This is a genomic window from Enterobacter cloacae complex sp. S3 (genome assembly GCF_014930495.1).
GTDB classification, from domain to species: Bacteria; Pseudomonadota; Gammaproteobacteria; order Enterobacterales; family Enterobacteriaceae; genus Enterobacter; species Enterobacter asburiae_B.
This window is the reverse complement of sequence record NZ_JADBRD010000022.1, coordinates 1-22,609: the sequence shown is the minus strand read 5'-3', so window position 1 is coordinate 22,609 and position 22,609 is coordinate 1. Positions and strand designations below refer to the sequence as shown.

General features: G+C 55.7%; 21 protein-coding genes and 1 tRNA gene. 7 read left to right on the top strand and 15 right to left on the bottom strand.

Annotated elements, in window-relative coordinates:
• Positions 1-44: 44 nt before the first annotated feature.
• Positions 45-1,181 carry a 4-phosphoerythronate dehydrogenase PdxB gene (pdxB, locus tag IM317_RS14175; RefSeq protein ID WP_033146096.1) on the bottom strand — a complete coding sequence of 379 codons (1,137 nt, stop codon included), beginning with the start codon at positions 1,179-1,181 and terminating at the stop codon, positions 45-47.
• Positions 1,182-1,294: 113 nt separating this feature from the next.
• On the opposite strand from pdxB, the gene flk reads away from it, so the two are divergent.
• The gene (gene flk / locus IM317_RS14170) at positions 1,295-2,299 is read left to right on the top strand and encodes a flagella biosynthesis regulator Flk (RefSeq protein ID WP_033146097.1); all 1,005 of its coding nucleotides are present in this window, start codon (positions 1,295-1,297) and stop codon (positions 2,297-2,299) included.
• A gap of 84 nt (positions 2,300-2,383) precedes the next feature.
• Here the strand turns inward: flk and IM317_RS14165 are convergent, their stop codons facing one another.
• Together IM317_RS14165 and fabB are read right to left on the bottom strand one after the other, a co-directional pair.
• Positions 2,384-3,562, bottom strand: coding sequence for an MFS transporter (locus IM317_RS14165; protein ID WP_033146098.1), 1,179 nt, complete (start codon positions 3,560-3,562; stop codon positions 2,384-2,386).
• Between the two features lie 208 nt (positions 3,563-3,770).
• Positions 3,771-4,988: a beta-ketoacyl-ACP synthase I gene (gene fabB / locus IM317_RS14160; protein ID WP_023336433.1), complete on the bottom strand. Its 1,218-nt coding sequence runs from the start codon at positions 4,986-4,988 to the stop codon at positions 3,771-3,773.
• 158 nt (positions 4,989-5,146) lie between these two features.
• Between fabB and mnmC the strand changes: the two genes are divergently transcribed.
• On the top strand, positions 5,147-7,144 hold the full coding sequence (gene mnmC / locus IM317_RS14155) for a bifunctional tRNA (5-methylaminomethyl-2-thiouridine)(34)-methyltransferase MnmD/FAD-dependent 5-carboxymethylaminomethyl-2-thiouridine(34) oxidoreductase MnmC (RefSeq protein WP_033146099.1): 1,998 nt from the start codon (positions 5,147-5,149) through the stop codon (positions 7,142-7,144).
• Positions 7,145-7,241: 97 nt separating this feature from the next.
• Here mnmC and IM317_RS14150 read toward each other — a convergent pair whose 3' ends face one another.
• Genes IM317_RS14150 through prmB form a run of 6 tightly spaced genes read right to left on the bottom strand, consistent with a single transcriptional unit; the run spans position 7,242 to position 11,790 of the window.
• The gene (locus IM317_RS14150) at positions 7,242-7,517 is read right to left on the bottom strand and encodes a YfcL family protein (RefSeq protein WP_033146100.1); all 276 of its coding nucleotides are present in this window, start codon (positions 7,515-7,517) and stop codon (positions 7,242-7,244) included.
• A 13-nt stretch (positions 7,518-7,530) separates the two neighbouring features.
• Positions 7,531-8,076 carry an elongation factor P hydroxylase gene (locus tag IM317_RS14145; RefSeq protein ID WP_033146101.1) on the bottom strand — a complete coding sequence of 182 codons (546 nt, stop codon included), beginning with the start codon at positions 8,074-8,076 and terminating at the stop codon, positions 7,531-7,533.
• Positions 8,076-8,885: a sulfite exporter TauE/SafE family protein gene (locus tag IM317_RS14140; RefSeq protein ID WP_033146102.1), complete on the bottom strand. Its 810-nt coding sequence runs from the start codon at positions 8,883-8,885 to the stop codon at positions 8,076-8,078. Before IM317_RS14140 ends, IM317_RS14145 begins: the two co-directional genes overlap by 1 nt.
• The gene (mepA, locus tag IM317_RS14135) at positions 8,885-9,709 is read right to left on the bottom strand and encodes a penicillin-insensitive murein endopeptidase (RefSeq protein WP_024908935.1); all 825 of its coding nucleotides are present in this window, start codon (positions 9,707-9,709) and stop codon (positions 8,885-8,887) included. The genes IM317_RS14140 and mepA overlap by 1 nt, the downstream gene beginning before the upstream one ends.
• Positions 9,710-9,711: 2 nt before the next feature.
• Complete coding sequence (gene aroC / locus IM317_RS14130) at positions 9,712-10,797, bottom strand: chorismate synthase (protein WP_033146103.1); 1,086 nt, start codon at positions 10,795-10,797, stop codon at positions 9,712-9,714.
• 60 nt (positions 10,798-10,857) lie between these two features.
• Positions 10,858-11,790: a 50S ribosomal protein L3 N(5)-glutamine methyltransferase gene (gene prmB, locus IM317_RS14125; protein ID WP_033146104.1), complete on the bottom strand. Its 933-nt coding sequence runs from the start codon at positions 11,788-11,790 to the stop codon at positions 10,858-10,860.
• Positions 11,791-11,935: 145 nt separating this feature from the next.
• Here prmB and smrB point away from each other — a divergent pair, with 145 nt between their 5' ends.
• On the top strand, positions 11,936-12,487 hold the full coding sequence (gene smrB, locus IM317_RS14120; protein ID WP_033146105.1) for an endonuclease SmrB: 552 nt from the start codon (positions 11,936-11,938) through the stop codon (positions 12,485-12,487).
• 46 nt (positions 12,488-12,533) lie between these two features.
• On the opposite strand, the gene sixA is transcribed toward smrB, so the two are convergent.
• The 4 genes from sixA to IM317_RS14100 form a co-directional block, all read right to left on the bottom strand.
• Entirely contained in the window at positions 12,534-13,019 is a 486-nt protein-coding gene (gene sixA / locus IM317_RS14115; protein WP_033146106.1) for a phosphohistidine phosphatase SixA, read from the bottom strand.
• 209 nt (positions 13,020-13,228) lie between these two features.
• Entirely contained in the window at positions 13,229-15,376 is a 2,148-nt protein-coding gene (gene fadJ / locus IM317_RS14110) for a fatty acid oxidation complex subunit alpha FadJ (RefSeq protein WP_033146107.1), read from the bottom strand.
• Complete coding sequence (gene fadI, locus IM317_RS14105; protein ID WP_033146108.1) at positions 15,376-16,686, bottom strand: acetyl-CoA C-acyltransferase FadI; 1,311 nt, start codon at positions 16,684-16,686, stop codon at positions 15,376-15,378. The genes fadJ and fadI overlap by 1 nt, the downstream gene beginning before the upstream one ends.
• 238 nt (positions 16,687-16,924) lie before the next feature.
• Entirely contained in the window at positions 16,925-17,209 is a 285-nt protein-coding gene (locus IM317_RS14100) for a YfcZ/YiiS family protein (RefSeq protein WP_024907659.1), read from the bottom strand.
• 372 nt (positions 17,210-17,581) lie between these two features.
• On the opposite strand from IM317_RS14100, the gene fadL reads away from it, so the two are divergent.
• Positions 17,582-18,865: a long-chain fatty acid transporter FadL gene (fadL, locus tag IM317_RS14095; protein WP_033146109.1), complete on the top strand. Its 1,284-nt coding sequence runs from the start codon at positions 17,582-17,584 to the stop codon at positions 18,863-18,865.
• A 44-nt stretch (positions 18,866-18,909) separates the two neighbouring features.
• Here fadL and mlaA read toward each other — a convergent pair whose 3' ends face one another.
• Positions 18,910-19,662, bottom strand: a complete 753-nt coding sequence (gene mlaA, locus IM317_RS14090) for a phospholipid-binding lipoprotein MlaA (RefSeq protein WP_023312585.1) — start codon at positions 19,660-19,662, stop codon at positions 18,910-18,912.
• A gap of 315 nt (positions 19,663-19,977) precedes the next feature.
• On the opposite strand from mlaA, the gene IM317_RS14085 reads away from it, so the two are divergent.
• The 3 genes from IM317_RS14085 to IM317_RS14075 all read left to right on the top strand — a co-directional run bounded on the left by IM317_RS14085 (position 19,978) and on the right by IM317_RS14075 (position 22,399).
• Entirely contained in the window at positions 19,978-20,907 is a 930-nt protein-coding gene (locus IM317_RS14085; RefSeq protein ID WP_029740160.1) for a formate/nitrite transporter family protein, read from the top strand.
• 75 nt (positions 20,908-20,982) lie between these two features.
• A tRNA-Arg gene (locus IM317_RS14080) sits at positions 20,983-21,057 on the top strand.
• 160 nt (positions 21,058-21,217) lie between these two features.
• On the top strand, positions 21,218-22,399 hold the full coding sequence (locus IM317_RS14075; protein WP_033146565.1) for an integrase arm-type DNA-binding domain-containing protein: 1,182 nt from the start codon (positions 21,218-21,220) through the stop codon (positions 22,397-22,399).
• On the opposite strand, the gene IM317_RS14070 is transcribed toward IM317_RS14075, so the two are convergent.
• On the bottom strand, positions 22,383-22,609 hold a 227-nt coding region (locus tag IM317_RS14070), incomplete at its 5' end, for a hypothetical protein (RefSeq protein WP_193362477.1). The genes IM317_RS14075 and IM317_RS14070 overlap by 17 nt on opposite strands.

Below are 22,609 nucleotides of genomic sequence, written 5' to 3'. Positions count from 1 at the left end.
AAGCGTCCCTGCCGGAGTATCCGACAGGGAGCATTAAGAAGACATTAATGCGCCGGGTGATGAACGGCGTTAAATCCCAGCTTATGCAGCAGCGTCGCCGCCGGGGCGTCGTCGCATATTACATACAGGGAAGACCACTCGCGGCGCTCAACGTAGTTCTTGCGCAGCTTATCAAACTCACCCGGGATCCCCGCCACTTTACGCAGCAGCGCATCATCGCGGCGCACATCATACACCAAATGCACCAGCCTTTTCAGCGTTGCCTGATCGAGCGGACCATGCAGGGTAATGCGGCCAAATTCAGGCGCGGGGAGTAAGGTATCCAGCGCCACCTGCTGCGGATGGCCAATAAAGGCGCTGTAGGCTTCGAAAACTTGCGTCGTGCCGCGCGCTTTCCCCTCGAGGGTGTAACCAGCGATATGCGCCGTGCCCACATCTACCTTGTTAAGCAGCTCAACGTTGAGATCCGGCTCCTGCTCCCAGACGTCCAGCACCACACTGAGGTCTTGTCCTTCGTTCAGGCATGTCAGCAGCGCGGCATTATCTACCACCGGACCACGGCAGGCATTTATCAGAATAGTGCCAGCCTTCAGACGACGGATCAGCGCCTCGTCAGCAAGATGCAGCGACTTATACGGCCCCTCTTTAAACAGCGGCGTGTGGAACGTCAGCACGTCACACTGTTCAACCAGCTCATCCAGCGAGCGGAAATCCCCGTCATCGCCGTTATCTTTACGCGGCGGATCGCACAGCAGCGTGCGGATCCCTAACGCTTCAAGGCGCTTTTGCAGGCGCCCGCCGACGTTACCCACGCCGACAATCCCCACGGTGCGGTCCTTCAGCGCAAACCCGTCGCGCTCGGCCAGCATCAGCAGGGAGGAGAAAACGTATTCCACAACGGCAATGGCGTTACAGCCCGGCGCGGCGGAAAAACCGATTCCGGCCTGCTTCAGCCATTTATCATCCACATGATCGGTCCCTGCCGTTGCGGTTCCGACAAACTTAATCGCTTTACCGGCGAGCAACGCCTCATTTACTTTAGTCACCGAGCGCACCATCAGCGCGTCTGCGTCATCCAGTTCGTTGACCGGGATCGGGCGACCAGGGACAGCCTTAACGTTACCCAGGCGGCTAAACAGCTCACGGGCGTAAGGCATATTTTCATCAACGAGGATTTTCACGTCTGAGTACCTGTTTGAGAGGAAGAAAACCTGCCAAGTGTGCCATAATCTCGCCGCCAGGCATATATGTATGCCTGGTTTACGCTGAGTTTTGACTTTAAGGATTTTTGACGATGCAGCCCATTTCAGGTACGCCGCCACGCCCTCCGGGTGAAGGCCCCGTCACGCCAAACGTTGCCGGTGAACAACCGCTATCCACGCAACAGCGCACCGTGCTGGAGCGACTGATCACGCGCCTGATTGCGCTGACTTCACAGCAAAACGCGGAAGTCTGGGCCGGGGTAAAGCATGATTTAGGCGTGAGGAACGACGCACCGCTGCAGTCGCGCCATTTCCCTGCGGCCGAGCAAAACCTGAACCAGCGTATTAATACCGCGCAGCAGAACCACACCACGCGCCAGATTGTCGCTCAGCTGACAGAGCTGCTGGGCCAGGGTAATAACCGGCAGGCGGTGAGCGATTTTATTCGCCAGCAGTATGGTCAGACCGCGCTGGGCCAGCTGACGCCCGACCAGCTCAAAACCGTGCTGACCCTGCTGCAGAACAACGAGCTGTCTATTCCGCAGCCTCAGGTGCGCCCGGCGACCGAGCGTCCGCTGCTGCCTGCCGAGCACAACACGCTCAAGCAGATGGTGACGAAGCTGGCTGCGGCCACCGGCGAACCGACGAAGCTTATCTGGCAATCCATGCTGGAGCTGTCCGGCGTGAAGGCGGGTGAGTTAATCCCGGCCAGACAGTTTACGCATCTGGTGACCTGGCTCCAGGCGCGCCAGACGCTCAGCACCCAGAATGCCCCTACCCTGCATACCGTCCAGGCGGCACTGAAGCAGCCGCTTGAGCCGCACGAGTTTGAAGTCATTCGGGATTACGCCCAGCAAAACTGGCAGGCCACGCCGCAAACGGTTCTGACCACCGCGCAGGTGCAGGATCTGCTCAATCAAATCTTCGTTCGCCGCGCCGAGCGCGAGGGCGGCGTGCCGGAGGTGAGAAACATTCAGCCGATCTACAGCCCGCTGTTTGCGCCAGTCGTGGAGACGTTCAGAACGCTCTCTGCGCGTCCGGGGTTGATGTTTATTGCGTTACTGATTGCGCTGGCGATTTTCTGGCTGGTTGCTTAACACTGCCGGGTGGCGGCTTCACCTTACCCGGCCTACGGCTAGTGCGATTGTAGGCCCGGTAAGCGAAGCGCCACCGGGCAAAAACTACGATCTGCGAAACGCCACCAGCGTCACCACGATCCCAACCACTGCAGAAACCGCACCGGCCAGAAAGACGGACGGATAACCAAACGAGGTGGCTAACACCCCGGCCAGCGGCCCGGTTACCCCGTATGAGATATCCTGAAAGGCCGCATAGCCGCCCAGCGCCGTACCGCGCACCTGTGGGGCCACGCGCTTCACCACTTCAACGCCCAGGGCCGGGAAGATCAGTGAACAGCCGCACCCGGTCAGCGCCGCACCAAGCAGCGCAACGGAGGCCACGGGTGCATTCCACAGCAGCAGCAGACCGATGGTTTCAATCACCAGCGACGCCACCGCTACCTTCACGCCGCCAAAGCGATCCGGCATCCAGCCGAAGAAAACGCGCATCAGCACAAACGCGCCGCCAAACGCGGTGAGCGTAAAACCGGCCATCGCCCAGCCACGGCTCATAAAATAGAGCGAGACGAAGGTACCAATCACCGCAAAACCCACGCCCTGCAGCGCCAGGCCAAGTCCCGGCTGCCAGATTTGGCCGACCACGCTCCACAGGGAAGGACGCTCGCCTTTGTGCGCGGGCACCTTACGCACCGAGCCGTTAAACGCCCACGCCAGCAGGGGTAAAACCATGGTGGTGGCAGCCAGCGCCGCAAATCCAAACTGGCTATTGATCAGCAGCCCAAGCGGTGCGCCTGCGGCCAGCGCGCCATAGATGGCCATACCGTTCCAGGACATCACCTTGCCGGAGCGTGCCGGCCCCACCAGACCCATTCCCCAGGTCAGGGTGCCGGTCAGCAGCTGGCTTTCACCAAAGCCCAGGATTAAGCGGCCCAGCACCAGCAGCGCAAACTTATACGCGGCGTCTACCGGCAGGAGAGAAGCCAGCAGCCATGCGCCGCCCGCCAGCCCACAGGCAAACATCCCCTGTAGCGCCGAGCGTTTTGCACCGTGCTGATCCGCCAGCCGTCCGGCGTAACCGCGGGTCAATACCGTGGCTAAAAACTGAATGCCCACGGCAATGCCGACCATGGTGTTGCCATAGCCCAGCTCCTGATGAACGAACAGCGGGATCACCGGCAGCGGCAGGCCGACGGTCATATAGGTCAGAAATACCGCGAAAGCGATACGGAACAGCGAGACGTTCGCTGAAGGGGTTGTTTCTGTTTGAGTTACTGCAGTCATGCTTTACTCCGAAATGAAGAGTAAGGCGGGGAAATGCCACGCCCCCTCTACCTGATTATCAGGATTAAGGTGCGTTGGTTGACGTTGAACGCTTACGCATTATCGCGAGGATAATGTTGAGGGGTGAAGTTTGCCTGTGAGATCAGCCGCTTGTCAATGCATAAAAAAAGGGAGCCTTATGGCTCCCTTCCGGAATCAAACGTAAAACTTATGCTTTCAGCTTACGCATAACCAGCGTGGCGTTGGTGCCACCGAAGCCGAAGCTGTTTGACATGACGGTGGTCAGCGTCGCTTCCGTTGGTTTGGTCACGATGTTCAGGCCAGCAGCCTGCTCGTCCATCTCATCGATGTTGATGCTTGGCGCGATAAAGCCGTTTTCCAGCATCAGCAGAGAGTAGATCGCTTCCTGCACGCCAGCCGCACCCAGAGAGTGACCGGTCATGGCTTTGGTCGCGGAGATTGCCGGGCTGTTGTCGCCGAAGACTTCACGGATCGCACCCAGCTCTTTCACGTCGCCTACCGGAGTAGAGGTACCGTGGGAGTTCAGGTAGTCGATTGGGGTGTCAACGCCGTGCATCGCCATCTTCATGCAGCGCACCGCGCCTTCGCCGGATGGCGCAACCATGTCGGCGCCGTCAGACGTTGCACCGTAGCCCACGATTTCAGCGTAGATGTGCGCGCCACGTGCCAGGGCATGCTCCAGCTCTTCAACCACAACCATACCGCCGCCGCCAGCGATAACGAAACCGTCACGGTGCGCATCATAGGTACGGGAGGCTTTATCCGGGGTTTCATTGTACTTGGTGGACAGTGCGCCCATCGCGTCGAATTCACAGGCCATTTCCCAGCCCAGCTCTTCGCCGCCGCCAGCAAATACGATGTCCTGTTTACCCAGCTGGATCTGCTCAACAGCATTACCGATGCAGTGCGCGGAAGTCGCACACGCGGAGCTGATGGAGTAGTTCACACCGTGGATTTTGAATGGGGTCGCCAGGCACGCGGAAACCGCAGAACCCATAGCTTTGGTGACCACGTACGGACCTACAGCTTTCAGACCACGCGGGCTACGCATTGCGTCAGCGCCGAATACCTGCGCTTTTGATGAGCCGCCGGAACCGGCGATCAGACCCACGCGCGGGTTGTTCTGATAAACCTCTTCACTCAGGCCGGAATCTTTGATCGCTTCCTGCATGGAGAGATAAGCATAAATAGAGGCATCGTTCATGAAACGAACCACTTTGCGGTCAATCAAACCGGTGGTGTCCAGTTTGACGTTACCCCATACGTGGCTACGCATACCTGAATCTTTAAACTCTTCAGAGAAAGTGATCCCGGAGCGTCCTTCACGCAGAGATGCCAGGACTTCCTGCTGGTTATTACCGATGCTGGAAACAATGCCCAGGCCAGTAATCACTGCACGTTTCATTCAATACCTCTGTAAGTCGCACTATAGTAAGTTTCGAGTCGCACAATAGCGTACACTTGTACGCCGAACAAGTCCGATCAGACATTTTCTGCGGAAATTTGCACCGATGGACTCACATCGTTAAGATCGTGCCACTGCCTGTCAGACGAGTAACTTACGTGAAACAAAACGCTATACAACCCGCCAACCTCGAATTCAACGCTGAGGGTACACCTGTTTCCCGAGATTTTGATGACGTCTATTTTTCTAATGATAACGGACTCGAAGAAACTCGCTATGTTTTCCTCGACGGAAACCAGCTCAGCACCCGCTTCCCGGAGCATCCGCGGAGCCTGTTTGTGGTCGCGGAAAGCGGATTCGGTACCGGGCTCAATTTTCTGACCCTTTGGCAGGCGTTTGACCAGTTTCACGCTGCCCACCCTGAGGCTACGCTACAAAGATTACATTTCATCAGTTTCGAAAAATTCCCGCTCACCGCGCACGATCTGCGGCTCGCTCATCAGCGCTGGCCAGAGCTAGCAGCCTGGGCGGAGCAGCTTCAGGCGCAGTGGCCACCCCACATTGGCGGCTGTCACCGTCTGATTCTGGACGGCGGACGCGTGACGCTGGATTTATGGCTTGGCGACATCAATGACCTGACCGATACGCTCGATGACTCGATGAATCAGACGGTGGACGCGTGGTTCCTTGACGGCTTTGCCCCCGCCAAAAACCCGGACATGTGGAGCCAGCATCTGTTTAGCGCGATGGCGCGGCTGGCGCGCCCGGGCGCAACGCTTGCCACCTTCACCTCGGCAGGCTTTGTCCGCCGCGGGCTGCAGGAGGCGGGCTTTACCATGCAGAAAACCAAAGGTTTTGGCCGCAAGCGCGACATGCTGGTCGGCAGAATGGAGCAGACGCTGGACATCCCCGCAAGTGCCCCCTGGTTTGCACGCAGCGCCAGCGCATCCCGTGAGGTGGCGATAGTCGGCGGGGGGATCGCCAGCGCTCTGCTGTCTCTCGCGCTTCTCCACCGCGGCTGGCAGGTCACGCTCTACTGTGCCGACGACGCGCCAGCAAGCGGCGCATCCGGCAACCGTCAGGGTGCGCTCTATCCGCTTTTAAGCGCGCACGACCCGGCCCTGTTCCGGTTTTTCCCGGCGGCGTTTACCTTCGCTCGTCGCCTGTATGACGCCCTGCCGGTGGCGTTCGAGCATGACTGGTGCGGCGTGACGCAGCTCGGCTGGGATGAAAAGAGCCAGCAAAAAATCACGCAGATGCTGTCGCTGGGCCTGCCTGACGAGATTGCACGCGCGGTAAGTGCGCAAGAGGTGGCAGACACCGCTGGCGCGGAAACCGGGTGTGGGGGCATTCAGTATCCGCTCGGCGGCTGGCTGTGCCCGGCTAAACTGACCGCGGCGGTCATTGCCCTGGCGCAGTCGCGCGGGCTGACGGCGCATTATGCCCACAAGGTTGAATCGTTGAGCCGGACAGAACGCTGGAATCTGCGTTTTGCTGATGGCAAAGAGGCGAGCCATGCCAGCGTTGTGCTGGCAAACGGACATAACATCAGCCAGTTTATCCAGACAGAGACGTTGCCGGTTTATCCGGTCGGCGGCCAGGTAAGCCATATTCCTTCCGCGCCCGAACTGAGCAAACTGCGTCAGGTGCTGTGCTATGACGGCTATCTGACGCCGCAAAATCCGTCTAACGGCCACCACTGCATCGGGGCCAGCTATCATCGTGGCGAAACGGATATGCGCTACAGCGAAGCGGATCAGGCCCAAAACCGCCAGCGCCTGATTGACTGTTTCCCGGATGCGGCGTGGGCGAAAGAGGTTGACGTCAGCGAGGGTGACGCGCGCTGCGGCGTGCGCTGCGCCACCCGCGACCATTTGCCGATGGCGGGAAATGTGCCGGACTACGACGCGACGCTTGAGGCCTATCAGGATCTTGCTGATAACCGGGATAACGCGGTAAGCGCGCCGGTTTATCCGGAGCTGTTTATGCTGGGTGGATTAGGGTCTCGCGGGCTCTGTTCCGCGCCGCTGCTGGCAGAAGTTTTAGCTGCGCAAATGAGCGGCGAGCCGATTCCGCTGGACAGGGTTACGCTTGCGGGGCTGAATCCGAATCGATTGTGGGTACGGAAACTGCTGAAGGGGAAGAAGGTTAAGTAGGGTGCGGTCTGGTGCCCTCACCCTAACCCTCTCCCACAGGGAGAGGGGATATTCACAGGCCCGGTAAGCGCAGCGCCACCGGGTGAAATACGATGACTTAGCGTTTAGCCTGCTGGAACAAAGTGTCCCACATGCCTAACACCAGAGACTGGTCGCGCGGCGAGAGCTCCCCGGCCAGAATGGCTTTTTCCAGGCTGCGAGTGACTTCAGCGTGAACGGCGTCGGCAGAGTGATCGTCCCCCGCTTCCAGCTCGGCTACCGCGAGCGTCAGGTGACCACGCAGATAACCGCTGGCGAACAGCTCATCATCACTGGCGTGTTCCACCATGTCATCAATTAACGCCAGAATGCGTGATTCAAATTCTGCGATCATCTTCTTTCCTCTGTTAAAGATCTTCCGGCCAAGGGAAGCATTCCGCCGTGATAACCGGCGTGTGGTAATAATTCTGTAAGGCCTCGATCAGGCGTGCCGGACGTTCCGGGATGCCTTTCTCAAGATATTCCATCACCTGCGCGTGAACGCGGCGCTGGAAGACGATACGGTCTGGCTCGAAGTCGCCTTCGAGGTTGTCACAGCTGACGTTGAACGGGAAACCCGCCGCGACGCAGAATAGCCATTCCAGCGCCTGCGGCTTCACTTCCACATCTTCAAACTGGCCCTGAGTGGCGGCATCACGTCCGTCCGGGCAGTACCAGTAACCGAAGTCCACCAGCTCGCGCCGTGCTTTACCCGCAATGCACCAGTGCGAAATCTCGTGCAAGCCGCTGGCATAAAAGCCGTGGGCAAAGACGATGCGGTTATACGGAACCTCCGCATCAGCAGGAAGATAGATCGGTTCGTCGTCGCCTTTAATCAGACGGGTATTAAAATCGTCGGCAAAACAGCCGTCGAAAATCTCAATCAGCTGTTCGTATTTATGCGTACTGTTCATTAGTGCATCCCCAACCAGGTGAGGATCTCCTGTCCATGGCTGTCATAAAGAAGTTTGGCGCTCATTACGGCCGAGACGATGACGATCATCGGGCGAATAAGTTTTTGTCCTTTGCTTAATACCAGACGCGAGCCCGCGCGCGCGCCCAGGAACTGCCCTGCCATCATCACAAATCCGGTTGCCCAGATAACCTTGCCGCCGATGATAAACAGCAGCAGGCCGCCGACGTTTGAGGTCGCGTTGAGCACTTTGGCATGGGCGGTGGATTTGGCGAGGTTAAACCCGGCCAGCGTCACGAACGCCAGCGCATAAAATGAACCCGCCCCCGGCCCGAAGAAACCGTCGTAAAAACCCACGCTGCCCCCGGCAATCAGGGCAAACGGCAGGCCGAACAGGCGACGCTGGCGATCTTCTTCACCGAGCTTTGGCATCAGCAGGAAGTAAAGCCCGATGCAGATGACCAGAATCGGCAGGATCTGGCGCAAAATATCGGACTGCACGTGCTGAACCAGCAGCGCGCCCGACGTGGAGCCGATAAAGGTCATCAGGATATTGAGCTTCTGATCGGCCAGGCTCACCACCTTGCGGCGGATAAAATAGAGCGACGCCGAGAGCGAACCGCCGCAGGCCTGCAGCTTGTTGGTGGCAAGCGCCTGCGCCGGGCTCATGCCCGCCGCCAGCAGCGCGGGCACGGTTAACAACCCGCCGCCGCCCGCGAGCGCGTCGATAAAACCGGCCAGCATGGCCACAAAGAACAACACCACCAGCAGCAGCGGCGACACCATAAACAGATCGACGAAATTATCCATTAAAGTACATGCTCATCCAGTAGCGCCTGGCAGGAAGGCGGCAACGGAGGCGGTGTCTTCTTCTCAGGCTTAGAGGTTCCAGGTTTTGCCGGCTCAAACCAGCTTTGCAGTTCCGCACCGCAGCCATCGCCTGGCGGTGGTAGCGGCTGATCTTCACATTCCAGGCTATTCGCCGGGCAGCGCAGACGAACGTGCATGTGCGCACGATGCTGGAACCACGGGCGCACTTTGCGCAGCCAGTCGCGATCGGTTCCTGCATCCAGGCAGAGCTGCTGCTTGATGGCCGGGTTAACGAAAATCCGCGTGACGTCGTTATCTTCTGCCGCCAGCTTGATCATGCTGGATACATCCCGCGTCCACAGGGACGGCACAACGCGCTTACCGTCGCTCGCCACCAGGTCCAGCGCCTGCGGTTTCAGCAGTTGGGCGGAGGTCCAGCGCGTTTTCGGCAGCTGCAGGAAGATATCGACATCCAGTCCGGTCTGGTGGCTGGCGTGTCCACCGTTAAAACGCCCGCCGGCAGGCATCCCCATATCGCCAATCAGCATCGTGCCCAGCCCCAGATTATGTACCTGATTGCCCAGACGCTGGATGAACAGCACCAGGTCCGGGTGGCCGAAATAACGCCGCTGATCGGTGCGCATCACCTGATAGGTATCAGACTGGAGAGGAAGCTCCTGGGCACCGACGATACAGCCGTTGGAAAAGGCGCCAATGGACTGCGCGCTCCCCGCCACCGGGTGGGTGATTTTTTGCCATGGCGTCGCGGCCAGACTGGCTCCACTGGCAAGCAGCGCCAGCAGAGCAATTGCGGTTTTTTTCATGTTTACCAGCGTGGAATGGTGGTCGTCACATCCGCATTCTGCGCGCGCTGGCGCAGGAAGTGATCCATCAGCACGATCGCCAGCATCGCTTCTGCGATCGGCACCGCGCGGATCCCCACGCACGGATCGTGACGTCCTTTGGTGATCATCTCAACTTCTTCGCCATCGCGGTTAATCGTGTGGCCCGGCACGGTGATGCTGGAAGTTGGCTTCAGCGCGATGTTGGCAACAATCTGTTGCCCGCTGCTGATACCGCCCAGGATGCCGCCCGCATGGTTGCTCTGGAAGCCCGCTTTCGTAATCTCATCGCGGTTTTGGCTGCCGCGAAGCTGAACCACGTCAAAGCCGTCGCCAATCTCTACGCCCTTCACCGCGTTGATGCTCATCAGCGCGTGGGCAATGTCGGCGTCGAGACGGTCGAATACCGGCTCGCCCCAGCCAGCCGGGACGCCGTCGGCCACCACGGTCACTTTCGCGCCAATGGAGTCGCCCTCTTTTTTCAGGCCACGCATCAGTTCGTCCAGCGCCTCAAGCTTGTCGGCATCGGCGCAGAAGAACGGGTTTTGTTCAACCTGATCCCAGTCTTTGATCGCCAGCGGAATGTCGCCCATCTGGGTCAGACAGCCGCGGATAGCGATGCCAAATTTCTGCTGCAGGTATTTCTTAGCAATCGCCCCTGCCGCCACGCGCATCGCGGTTTCACGCGCGGAAGAACGTCCGCCGCCGCGATAGTCGCGGAAGCCGTACTTTTGTTCGTAGGTGTAGTCGGCGTGGCCCGGACGGAAGACGTCTTTGATGGCGCCGTAGTCCTGGGAGCGCTGATCGGTGTTTTCGATCAGCAGGCCAATGCTGGTCCCGGTGGTGCGACCTTCAAAGACGCCGGAGAGAATTTTGACCTGATCCGGCTCGCGACGCTGCGTGGTGTAGCGAGAGGTGCCCGGGCGACGACGGTCGAGGTCGTGCTGTAAATCGGCTTCGGTCAGTTCGATGCCTGGCGGTACGCCATCAACGATACAGCCCAGCGCCAGCCCATGTGATTCCCCAAAGGTGGTCACGCGGAATACCTGTCCAATACTGTTTCCTGCCATCACGGCTCCGATGTTGTAGTTTGTGTTTGAGCGATGTGAAACGGGCCGAAGCCCGCTGGATTAATCTTTATAGATGCTGAAGTATTCGCGCGCGTCGAGCAGCTGCGCTTTGGTCAGCATAAAGACGCCGTCACCACCGTTGTCGAACTCAAGCCAGGTGAACGGCACATCCGGGTACTGCTCTATCAGATGTACCATGCTGTTGCCCACTTCACAAATCAGAACGCCGTCGTCGGTCAGGTAATCCGGCGCGCAGGCCAGAATGCGGCGGGTCAGCTTCAGGCCATCAGAGCCTGACGCCAGACCCAGCTCCGGCTCGTGACGGTATTCGTTCGGCAGATCGGACATGTCTTCCGCATCAACGTACGGCGGGTTGGTGACGATAAGATCGTACTGCAGCGTCGGCAGATCGCGGAACAAGTCGGAGCGAATTGGCGTAACGTGATGGATCAGGCCGTGCTCTTCGATGTTGTGCTCGGTCACGGCCAGCGCGTCGGTGGAGATATCTACCGCGTCCACTTCCGCTTCCGGGAAGGCGTACGCGCAGGCAATCGCGATGCAGCCGCTGCCGGTACACATATCCAGAATGTGCTGCGGCTGATGGCCGATCAGGCCTTCAAAGTGGTTGTTGATCAGCTCGCCAATCGGCGAGCGCGGCACCAGCACGCGTTCATCGACATAGAACTCGTGGCCGCAGAACCAGGCTTTGTTGGTCAGGTAGGCGACCGGAATGCGCTCGTTCACGCGGCGGATCACGCGCTCAACGATGCGGTGTTTTTCGCTGGAAGTCAGGCGCGCGGTGCGCATGTCTTCCGGAATGTCCAGCGGCAGGTAGAGAGACGGCAGCACCAGCTGTACGGCTTCATCCCACGGATTATCGGTACCGTGACCGTACCAGATATTGGCGGCGCTGAAGCGGCTAACCGACCAGCGCAACATGTCCTGTATGGTATGCAGCTCGTTTACTGCTTCATCGACAAATATTTTATCCACTCTTTCCTCCAGGGCATGCTCGCATAATTTTCGGCGGCTAGTTTGCCATGAAGACGGTGATAAATCAGCAATGACGCGTCGTGCTTGAGGTTAAAAAATGCGTTTAGTCGGGTACACTGTCGGAAATACGAGATGAGAATGACGAATGAAAAAGAAAACATCGCTCAGCGAGGAGGATCAGGCGCTCTTCCGTCAGCTGATGACCGGGACGCGTAAAATCACGCAGGACACCATCGTCCATCGCCCGCTGCGTAAAAAAATCAGCGAAGTACCGGTCAAGCGTCTTCTGCAGGAGCAGGCCGATAACAGCCACTATTTTTCAGATGAATTTCAGCCGCTGCTCAACACGCAAGGGGCTGTGAAGTACGTACGCGAAGACGTCAGCCATTTTGAGCTGAAAAAATTACGCCGCGGGGATTATTCGCCGGAGCTGTTTCTCGATCTGCACGGTTTAACGCAGATGCAGGCGAAACAGGAGCTGGGGGCGTTGATCGCCGCCTGTCGCCGTGAACATGTTTTTTGCGCCTGCGTGATGCACGGCCACGGTAAACATATCCTCAAGCAACAGACGCCGCTGTGGCTGGCTCAGCACCCACACGTCATGGCTTTTCATCAGGCACCTAAAGAGTACGGCGGAGATGCCGCGTTGCTGGTGTTGATTGAAGTGGAAGAGTGGCAGCCGCCAGAGTTGCCCTGACAGAATGGCGGGAAGCACATTGCACCCCGCCATATCGCACGTCACGTCAGATCGCTTTTGCCATCTTCAGGTTGCACGGACTCATTTGCCAGTTGAAGACACCTTTGCCCGTTTCGTCGAGAGAAACATTGGCAATGGCGGATGTCGTGAACATCGGCGGGGTTTCGCCCGGGCACAGCTCAGATACCAGATAGCCAACCAGTGGCAGGTGGGAAATGACCAGCGCGGAAGCGACACCTTCATTGCACAGCGCCTGAAGATAAGCGCTGACAAGGCCTACATCGCCACACGGGGTGAGTTCAGGGAGAACATCTACACTGGTCGGCAGGTTCATACACTCCCCTACCACATCCAGCGTCTGTTCTGCACGCAGGAACGGACTCACCAGAACGCGTTCGATGTCCACTTTTTGACCGTTAAGCCAGTTCGCCATCAGACGAGATTCGTCGCAGCCACAGACGGTCAAAGGACGTACTGAGTCACTGGCGGCATCGAGTGCCGCGTCGCCGTGACGCATGATAAAAACTTGCATATTGCACCGCTTTTGTTAACCAGAATCACCGGCGTTAACTACCCGCGATAAATGCTAAGAGGTAGAAAACCCGATGGCCGGGCATTGTGCCTGATCCATTCGGTGAATGAAACGCTGTTTTTTACCTCAATGGCGTAAGTATAGTCAATCTCTGTTTACAAAATCGCCAGAACAGGTCCATTCACTTCAGGATTTACCCTTCTTTGACCTCAGCTTACGAGGACAGTTTCCCTTGCAGGCCAAAATGTCTGGCCGCGTTCCGCCATCTGCAATAATTCGTCACACGGTGTAAAACGCGGACCATATTGCGAAGCCAGACGTTGCAGGATAGCAACCACTTCACCCGCGCCGAGCGTATCCATGTAACGGAACGGGCCGCCAAGGAACGGCGGGAAACCAATGCCAAATACCGCGCCGATGTCGCCATCGCGTGCACTCTTGATCACCTGCTCATCAAAGCAGCGCGCCGCTTCATTGAGCATCATCATCACGCAGCGCTCAGCGCACTGAACGGCGGACAGTTTTCCCTGACCTGTGGTCGAAATGAGTCCATATACCGAAGGGTCGACCTGTTTCCTGCTTTTACGCCCTTTCGCGCCGTAAAGATAGAAACCGCGTTCATTTTTTCTGCCTTTGCGATCGTCCTTCAAAATCGCAGAAACAATGTTTGCAGGTGGGCTAAAACGATCGCCATATGCAGCTTCCAGCACTGGTATAATTTTAGTGCCGGTGTCTATTCCCACCTCATCCAAAAGTTGGATTGGGCCAACGGGGAAACCAAACTTTACCAGCGCCTCGTCGACGTGCTCAATCTTCTCCCCTTCCGTCAGCAACCGCATTGCTTCATTAATGTAGGGAGCCAGAATGCGGTTGACGTAGAAGCCAGCTTTGTCCGCTACCACAATCGGGGTTTTGCCCTGTTTTTTCGCCAGCTTCACCACGGTGGCAACAGTTTGCGGGCTGGTAGTCGCGTGTGGAATAACTTCCACCAGCGGCATTTTTTCGACCGGGCTAAAGAAATGCAGCCCAATCACCTGCTCCGGGCGGGCGGCTTTCGCAGCGATATCGCCAATCGGTAATGACGACGTATTGGAGGCAAAAATGGTATGCGGGGCGCAATGTTGCTCAACGTCTGCCACCATCTGCTGCTTAAGCGCCAGATCTTCAAACACGGCTTCAATCACCAGATCGCGGTGCGCAAAACCGCTGTAATCCGTCGTACCGGATATCATCGCCAGGGTTTTATCGCGCTCGCTTGCCTTGATATGGCGGCGCTTGACCTTTTGATCAAGATTCTGCCAGCTGTACTGCAGCGCGTGGTTGATCCCCTTAGGATTAATGTCTTTGATTCGTACAGGCAATTTGCCTTTGCTGGCGGTAACAAAAGAGATTCCGCCACCCATGAGCCCCCCACCCAGTACGCCAATCGCACGCAGCGGCGCAGGCTGCGCCTCGCTGCCCGGATCTTTTTTCACTTCCGTGCTGGCGAAGAAGATGCTGCGCAGCGCCTGCGACTGCGGCGTCATCGCCAGTTCGCCAAAGGCTTTGGCCTCCGCGGCATAGCCGCTGCTGCTTCCCTGCGACAGCCCGGTCTCGATCACTTCGAGGATCCGCTTTGCCGCCGGGTAATTGCCTTTGGTTTTTTGTTCGGTCTTTTTGCCCACCATGTTGAACAGGAGCGTTCTTCCCAGCGGGCCGGCCAGCACGCGCTCACGTACCGGCAGGGGACGTTTTGCCTGACGCCCTTTCAGCGCAAGCTCAACGGCGGCCTCCAGCAAAATGGACTGCGGCACGACGTCATCGACCAGACTGGCTTTCAGCGCCTGACGGGCGCGCAGCTGTTTACCGGTTAATATCATCTCCAGCGCCGTGCTGACGCCGACCAGGCGCGGCAGCCTTTGCGTTCCGCCGGAGCCAGGCAGCAGGCCCAGCTGCACTTCCGGCAGACCCAGAATCGTTTTCGCATCGTCGGTGCAAATCCGGCTGTGACAGGCCAGCGCCAGCTCAAGCCCGCCGCCCAGACAGGCACCGTGGATCGCGGCAATGACCGGGATCGGCAGACCGTTGATCTCCGCCATCACCTGCTGGCCCTGACGCGCCAGCTCTTCGGCTTCCAGAGCGCTTTGCGCCCGGGCGATCATGTTGATATCCGCGCCGGCGATAAAGTTATCCGGCTTGGCAGAGATAAAGACCAGACCACGAATCGCTTTGTTGTCGCGGATCTGCTTTAGCATCGCGCGCACCTGAACACCAAATTCGGCCTTCAGGGTATTCATCTTTTCATCAGGCACATCGATCGTGATAACGGCCACGTTATCGAGGCGAACCGTCAGATTAAATGCAGATGGCATATCCATTATTCAGCCTCCAGAACCATTGCTGCGCCAAGGCCACCCGCCGCACAGGCGGTAACGAGGCCAAACCCGCCGCCACGGCGACGGAGTTCATGTAATGTTTGCGTGATCATCCTCGCCCCTGTGGCGGCAAATGGATGACCGTAGGCGATAGAGCCGCCCAGCACGTTGAATTTACTTTGATCCACTTCGCCTGTGGCATGGGCGCGGCCCAGCACATCGCGCGCGAAACGCTCGCTTGCCAGCAGCTGTACGTTTGCCAGGGTTTGCGCGGCAAACGCTTCATGCATATCAATCAGGGTTAAATCAGCCAGCGTCAGCCCCGCACGCTCCAGCGCCAGCGGCGTGGACCACGCCGGACCTAACAGCATGTCCTGCCAGACATCAATGGCGGTGAAGGCATAGCTGCGTAGATAGCCCAGGGGAGTGATGCCCAGCTCCTTCGCGCGGGATTCGGTCATCAGGATCACGGCGGCGGCGCCATCCGTCAGCGGCGTACTGTTCGCCGCCGTCACCGAGCCGTGTTTGCGGTCAAACGCCGGGCGCAGTTTGGCGTAATCCGCCAGCGTTGAGGTGCCGCGAATATTGTTATCTTCCACAAGCGGTTCACGGTAGGGGGGAATATAGGCGGTCATGACCTCGTCGGTCAGCTTGCCTTCCGACCAGGCTTTTGCCGCAAGCTGATGCGAGCGATGCGCCAGAGCATCCTGCTGTTCACGCGTAATGCCGTACGTTTTCGCCATCTGCTCGGCGGTATCGCCCATGCGCAGGCCGGTGGAGTATTCCGCGACGGCAGGTGGTACAGGCATGAGGTCGCGCAGGCGTAAACGCGAGAAGAGTTTGAGTTTCTGCCCCGTCGTGCGGGCTTTATTGGCATCCACCAGGATGCGCGCCAGCTTTTTACTGACCCCAATTGGCAGCACCGAAGAGGAGTCCGCTCCACCCGCAATCCCGGCGCGTATAGTGCCCGCCATCAGGCTTTCAGCGACGTTAGCCACAGCCTGAAAGCTGGTTGCGCAGGCGCGGCTGACGCTGTAGGCATCGGTATGCACGTTCATCCCGGTACCGAGGACGATTTCACGCGCAATATTGGGGGCTTCAGGCATCTGCACGACCTGACCGAATACCAGCTGTTCGATGACCTCAGGCGGAATTTCGCTGCGAGCCAGCATCTCCCCCACTACCATTTTCCCCAGGTCGACGGCCGGTATGCCATGAAACGCCGTTGCCTGACGCGCAAATGGCGTGCGCAATCCACTGACTATGGCAATGCGATCGCCCTGACGGGTAATAAGCGGTAATGCCTGACTCATAACACTCCCCTGTAAAAAATTTTCGCAAACATAAAGTGGTCTGACCTGATAATAGTCTTAACCATTTTTTTACATTCAGCCAATCGGGGAAACGAAAAAGTGCGAGCTAAAACACAGAGAAGAAAAAGAAAATGCCCCCAAGGAAAAAGCAAAACGGTAACCCACTGGTTACCGTTTTTAGTGTTTGCACCCTCTCCCGTGGGAGAGGGCTGGGGGTGAGGGCATCAGGCCGCAGAGATTAACGCAGGCCCAGCTGGAAAATCAGCGTTTCTGCTTCGCAGGCGAAGACAAAGTCGATGTCCAGCTTCACGCCGCCTTCCACTTCGGTAAAGGTAGACTTGATTTCACACGGATCGGATTCAACGTCACGCGCACGCTTGCTCAGCGCGGTTAGAGTCTCTTCCGCTTCGGCACGGTTGGTGAATACACGGCTGTAAGAGGCGGTGCAATCGGTGTTGTCCATGATGGTCCCAACATCCATACAGCAGCAAACCGGGGTTTCATCAGCACTGCATTTACTCATAGCTCAATTTCCTCTGTATTCGCGCAGCGCGCGAGATAGACACGATGCTGATATTTTACGCCCCGGAGCGGGCGCTCTCCAGCCGTTAATGGCGCAAAATCGGATAAGTGACCAATATCACACTAAAAAATGATCTAAAACAAAAACCACCCTTTTGGGTGAGTCGTGATGGTCACAATTTTGCCAACCAGATCTCGTTTCACGAAACATGTTTGAAAATATTAATAAACAAACTTGCAACATTCCGGCTGGTCAGACCTATACTCTGGCCACTGGTCTGATTTGTCTGTCATACCTCAGACCCTACACTTCGCGCTCCTGTTACGGTATGTAACAATTATTGAATAAAAATAACTCAATGAGGTTATGGTCATGAGCCAGAAAACCCTGTTCAACAAGACTGCGCTGGCAGTCGCAGTGGCACTCGTCTCCACTTCCGCCTGGTCAGCGGGCTTTCAGTTAAACGAATTTTCTTCCTCTGGCCTTGGCCGTGCGTATTCCGGGGAAGGCGCTATCGCTGATGATGCGGGTAACGCGAGTCGTAACCCCGCGTTGATCATGATGTTCGATCGTCCGACTTTTTCTGCCGGTGCGGTTTATATCGATCCTGATGTCAACGTTTCTGGTAAGTCGCCTTACACGGGTGCGAGCCTTAAAGCAGACAATATTGCCCCAACAGCATGGATCCCAAACCTGCACTTCGTTGCGCCTATCAACGAACAGTTTGGCTGGGGTGCATCCGTAACGTCTAACTACGGCCTGGCTACCGAGTTCAATAACAACTACCCGGCTGGTGAATACGGCGGTAAAACCGATCTTACTACGCTGAACCTCAACCTGAGCGGTGCGTATCGCCTGAACGATAACTGGAGTTTTGGCCTGGGCTTTGATGCCGTCTACGCCGACGCCAAGATTGAACGTTATTCCGGGGAACAGACTGCTCGCCTGCCTAAAAACAGCAATAAAATTGCCAGTCTTGAAGGTGATGAGTGGGGCTATGGCTGGAACGCCGGTATCCTGTACGAGCTGGACAAAAACAACCGTTGGGGCCTGACCTATCGTTCCGAAGTGAAAATTGACTTCGACGGCGATTACAAGAGCGGCATCCTGAAGCCTGTGAACAATCTGGTTCCAGGTGCGGGCACTACCATTCCTTGGGGAACGTCCAACCAGACCGTTCCGGGTTCACTGTCGCTGCATTTGCCAGAAATGTGGGAAGTCTCCGGTTACAACCGCGTTGCACCACAATGGGCTATTCACTATAGCCTGGCCTATACCAGCTGGAGCCAGTTCCAGGAGCTGAAAGCGACCGGAACCAATGGTCAAACGCTGTTCTATAAGGACGAAAGCTTCCACGATGCCTATCGTATAGCGTTGGGTACCACCTACTACTACGATAAAAACTGGACTTTCCGCTCCGGTATCGCATTTGACGACAGCCCGGTTCCGGCAGACAAACGTTCCATTTCCATTCCGGATCAGGACCGCTTCTGGTTAAGTGCTGGTGCGACCTATGCGTTGAACGAGAATGCATCCATCGATGCGGGCGTATCTTATATGCACGGTCAGAAAGTAACGTTCAAGGAAGGTCCGTACGAGTTTACCTCTGAAGGTAAAGCCTGGCTGTTCGGTACGAACTTCAACTACGCGTTCTAATCGCGCTGGAATCAAAAAAGGTGAGCATTGCTCACCTTTTTTATTTACTCCGAATCGATATCTTTTAGTTCGTTTTCGATCGCCTTCGCGTTTGGATTCTCTTCCGGCTTCAGCTTGCCGCCGTTGGCAATAAAGTCATGATTCTGGAAGTACGCTTCACGCACCATAATGTACGGGTCAGAAGACTGGCGCAGCAGACCATCAGAGTCGAGCAGTTGCGCGCGGGTTTCAATCCCTTCCACCGTCCATTTACCCACCGACAGCGGCCAGGTCAGCCACGACAGAACCGGATACAGCGTATCCACCATATCGCCGCCATCATCACGGAGGGTGAAACTACCGTAGAACGGTAAATGCACGTACGGACCATACCCGACGCCATAGTGTCCCATCGTGCTGCCGAAACGGTGCGGCTGTTCACGCTGCAGTTTCTGGTTAGCCATACCTGCAACATCAATAAAGCCACCCATCCCCAGAATGGAGTTCAGGAAGAAGCGGGTAAAGTGGACCATCCCCTGATACGGGTCGCCCTGCAGGAAGTAGTTCACCATTACCGCAGGCTCTTCGAGGTTGCTGGTAAAGTTACTTAACCCGTTACGCGCGGGTTGTGGAACATAATCGCGCCATGCTACTGCCACCGGACGAACCACATACGGGTCCAGTACGTTGTAGTTGAAGCTATACATTGAGCGGTTAAATCCTTCGAGAGGATCGGAGCGTCCCGTTTGCTCACCGGAGCTGGCGCAGCCCACAAGCATCGTCGCGCCAAGCGCAAGCGCCGACAGCCGAAGTTTCATAAATATCTCCCTGTTCAGTATGGCTATCGTTGATTGCCATCCGTAACGGAGCCGTTGACGCTCCGTCTGTAAACGTGCAAGCGATTGTAACAGCACGTTTACCGATGTCTATGAGCACAATTACGGGCAGTAACCACCGTGACTCTGATCTCAGCATAGCCTGGCTTTTGGAATTCGTTTCGCTGGCAATTTTATAATGACTTTGAAAGAGATGTATCACCTTTGTTGTCATTGCCGCCAATTTAAGAGCATCCCCACAGGCATCCCAATAAAAGCCGCTACGCTTAACAGAAAGATCAACCTCCGGGAGCAGATATGAAAGATGTAGGCGAAGAAAAAATTGGCGAGAGCACTGAGGAGCTTGAAATTGAAAGCGAGGAGAAAGCGCGCGGCGAGAAGATAGAAATTGATGAAGATCGCCTCCCCTCCCGCGCAATGGCCATCCACGAGCATATACGCCAGGATGGTGAAAAAGAGATGGAGCGCGACGCGATGGCCCTCTTCTGGTCAGCCATCGCTGCCGGGCTATCAATGGGCGCATCTCTGCTTGCAAAAGGGATATTTCATGTGCAGCTGGAAGGCGTACCCGGTGGATTTTTACTGGAAAACCTCGGCTATACCTTCGGCTTTATTATTGTCATCATGGCCCGCCAGCAGCTGTTTACCGAGAACACGGTGACCGCCGTTCTGCCGGTGATGCAAAACCCCACACTCGGTAATTTCGGTTTATTGATGCGGCTCTGGAGCGTGGTCCTGCTGGGTAATATCATCGGCACGGGCATCGCGGCATGGGCGTTTGAATATATGCCGATCTTTGATGAACCCACCCGGGATGCGTTTGTGAAAATCGGCATGGACGTAATGAAAAACACGCCGGTCGAGATGTTCTCGAATGCCATCATCTCCGGCTGGATTATCGCCACAATGGTCTGGATGTTTCCTTCAGCGGGAAGCGCCAAAATTGTGGTGATCATATTGATGACCTGGCTGATTGCGCTGGCGGACACCACGCATATTGTGGTCGGTACCGTTGAAATCCTGTATCTGGTCTTTAACGGTACGCTTCACTGGAGCGATTTCTTCTGGCCGTTTGCCCTTCCGACGCTGGCAGGAAACATTTGCGGCGGAACGTTTATCTTCGCGCTTTTAAGCCATGCCCAAATTCGTAACGACATGTCGAACAAACGCAAAGCTGAGCTTAAGGCACGGGAAAATGATGATAAATCGACAAAAAAATCGACCTGAATGGTGACTCTTTGAGCAGTCAGGCGGCGATGTGCTTAACGCAAAGTGTAAATAAGGCTATACTCGTGCCGCCTCGTCCCCTTAGTTAAATGGATATAACGAGCCCCTCCTAAGGGCTAGTTGCAGGTTCGATTCCTGCAGGGGACACCATGACTGCCTCTCAGTAAGTCTAAGACATTCCATAACTCACTGATTTAAATCCTAATCACTAATATTACTCGTCTAATAAGGTGCCATTATTTCTAATGGAATCTATACATCTTTGCGTATAAGATTGTGTATAACTGAGTTCGATCTTTTTTCTATACACATGCTGCTATCTGACATCCAAATAAAACGAGCAAAACCAAAGGATAAGCCCTACACGTTGAACGATGGCATGGGGTTATCACTACTTATTGACGCAGCAGGCAGTAAAGGCTGGCGCTATCGCTACCGTTTTGCAGGAAAGCCCAAGATGATTTCCTTTGGCGTATACGGTGATGTATCGCTTGCACAGGCACGTGCTAAACGTGACGAAGCTCGTTCGATGTTGGCCAAAGGGATCAATCCCAGCGAGGCCAGAAAGGCTGAAAAAATTGCGTTGCAGTTTGCACATGAGAACAGCTTTGAATCTGTAGCAAGAGAATGGCATGGTTCAAAAAAAGCCACTTGGTCAGAAGGGTACGCAAAAGAAGTTCTCAACTGCATGGAAAAGGACATTTTCCCTTTTATCGGCCAACGCCCAATCGAACAGATTGAACCGCTGGAGCTGCTTACCGTTCTGCAAAAGATTGAGAAAAGGGGTGCTTTGGAGCAAACCAGTAAGATCCGCCGCCGTTGTGGTGAAGTTTTACGTTATGCCGTCGCCACCGGACGAGCTAAATATAACTTTGCGCCTGACTTGGCTATTGCACTCAACAAGCCTAAAACTCAGCACTTCCCTTTCCTGACTGAAAGCGAATTGCCTGCTTTTGTCAGCGCTCTGGAGAACTATCAAGGCAGTTTAGTAACCAAGTACGCCACACAGCTGCTGATGCTCACAGGTGTGAGAACAATAGAGTTACGTGCCGCGGCATGGGTCGAGTTTGATTTAGAAAATGCATTATGGGAAATACCCAAAGAGCGCATGAAGAAACGCCGCCCTCATCTGGTTCCATTATCTACTCAGGCGATTAGCATCCTGAAAAAGCTGCAAGAAATAACAGGGAATTACAGCCTAGTTTTCCCTGGCAGAAATGACGTAAGGAAGCCAATGAGTGAAGCCAGTATCAACAAAGTGATAAAACTACTGGGCTATCACGGTCGGTTAACGGGTCACGGGTTCAGGCATACCATGAGTACTATTTTGCATGAACATGGTTTTGAAAGCGCCTGGATTGAAATACAGCTTGCGCATGTTGATAAGAACTCTATACGAGGAATTTACAATCATGCGCAATATCTTTTAGGTCGCAAGTCTATGCTGCAATGGTATAGTGATAATTTAATTCATATCAGGGGAAAGAGTTAATCAATCTATTAATAAGTGCATCTATCATTTCATGCTCCATTATAAATAATCGTTCTATAGCACTATCAGAATAAAATTCCTTTTTGCCCTTAAATTTTTTTGCTACAAAAGCAATCATAGAGGTAAAATCATGGCCACGAATACTCATTCGTGCATTTGCATTTAGTTCAGATTCAATCTGTAACAATACTTTATTAAATTCTGTAATGT